This window comes from Acidovorax cavernicola (genome assembly GCF_003581445.1).
Genome location: NZ_QXMN01000191.1, coordinates 1 through 1,624, shown reverse-complemented (window position 1 = coordinate 1,624; position 1,624 = coordinate 1). Strand labels below are relative to the sequence as shown.

The 1,624-nt window shown below is 67.6% G+C and carries 2 protein-coding genes; one reads left to right on the top strand and one right to left on the bottom strand.

Annotation, left to right across the window (positions count from 1 at the left end):
• On the top strand, positions 1–906 hold a 906-nt coding region (locus D3H34_RS32380; RefSeq protein ID WP_286186549.1), incomplete at its 5' end, for a tripartite tricarboxylate transporter substrate-binding protein.
• 94 nt (positions 907–1,000) lie between these two features.
• On the opposite strand, the gene D3H34_RS32375 is transcribed toward D3H34_RS32380, so the two are convergent.
• Positions 1,001–1,504: a pyridoxamine 5'-phosphate oxidase family protein gene (locus D3H34_RS32375; RefSeq protein WP_119558835.1), complete on the bottom strand. Its 504-nt coding sequence runs from the start codon at positions 1,502–1,504 to the stop codon at positions 1,001–1,003.
• Between the last annotated feature and the right edge of the window lie 120 nt (positions 1,505–1,624).

Sequence of the window (1,624 nt, the reverse complement as noted above, 5' to 3'; positions counted from 1 at the left end):
GCCGGCCTGGCCCATGCCGCCGACCGCACCATCCATATCGTCGTGCCGTTCGGCGCGGGCGCGGTGCAGGACACGGTGCTGCGCGCGTTCAGCAACGAGCTGGGCCAGGCGCTGCAGGCGAGCATCGTGATCGAGAACAAGCCCGGCGCGGGCGGCACGCTGGGCACGCAGGGCGTGGCGCGCGCCAGGCCCGACGGCAACACCCTGGTGATGGCGGCCGCCAGCCACCATTTCACGGGCCACATGTACCCCAAGCTCGGCTTCCACCCGGTCAACGACTTCGAGCCCGTGGCCCTGGTCGCTTCGTCCGGCTATGTGATTGCCGCGCCCGCGGGCCAGGCGCGCACGCTGGCGCAATGGATCGCGGCCGCCAAGGCCAGCCCCGCGCCCTGGAACTACGCTTCGGCCGGCAATGGCAGCGCGTCGCACCTGGGCATGGCCTCGTTCCTGGCCCAGGCCGGTGTCGAGCAGCAGCACATTCCCTACAAGTCCACGGGCGACGCCGTGCGTGAACTGCTCGCCGGCCGCGTGCAGGGCGTGACGGCCGCGACCACGGGACTGATCGCGTTCAAGGACGACCCGCGCGTGCAGCTGCTGGCCTATACCGGCCCCAGGCGCTCGCCTTTCCTGCCCGACCTGCCGACCGTCGCCGAATCGGGCTTTGCGGGCTTCCAGTTCGACACCTGGTACGGCCTGCTCGCGCCGGCCGGCACGCCCGCGGCCGAAGTGCGCAAGATCAACGGCGCGGTCAACAAGGTGCTGGCCGACCCCGTCGTGCAGGAGCGCGTGCGCAAGCTCGGCGCCGAAGCCGCGACCGACACGCCTGCGGGCTTCAAGCAGCTGCTGGCCAAGGACTGGCGCACCGCAGGCGATGTCGTGCGGGTCTCGGGCGCGCGCATCGAGTAATCCCGCGCAAAAAAATCCCCGCGCGTCCTGAGCCAGGAAGCGCGGGGATTTTCTCGTTGTGCGCCCGCCGCCCGCAGCGGTAGGCCGCAATCGCTTACATGCGGATCGTCTGGTGCTCGCCCATGCCCTTGGGCTCCGCGCCCGTGACCGCCGCCTTGGCGATCTTGTAGAGCTGCACCAGCTTGTTTTCCTTGACGTCCCAGTATTCGGCCGAAGTCACGGGAGCGACCAGCACCGTGAGGTCCGGGTCCTCGACGCCGCCGGGAAACCAGGCCTTGGCGGCCGTCGACCAGAGCTTTTCCTTGAGCACGCGGTCTTCGCTCAGGTGGGCAGTGCTGCTGACCGACACATAGGCATTCTCGCCCGGGTCGGCGAAGCTGATCTGGATGTTGGCGTCGCGCGCCACGCAGTGCGCGAGATCGGTCTTCTTGTTCAGCAGGAAATAGAAATTCACATGCTCGTCCATGCCTTCCTTGTTGGCCATGGTCATCGGACAGGCCTGCAATGTACCGTCCCCATGGCGGTGGGTGATCATTGCAAAATGGATCCCCTTGACCAGTTTCCAAAGGGTTTCGCGTGGATGGGTGGTGTCAGCCATGGGCATCTCCTGGTGGACGGGTAGAACTACCACTCTAGTCATCGCCCCGCGCGGGGTCTGTCGGAGAACGTCCCCTCATGCGGAGGCCTCGGCCGTGGCGGCGCCTTGCAGATAGATCGC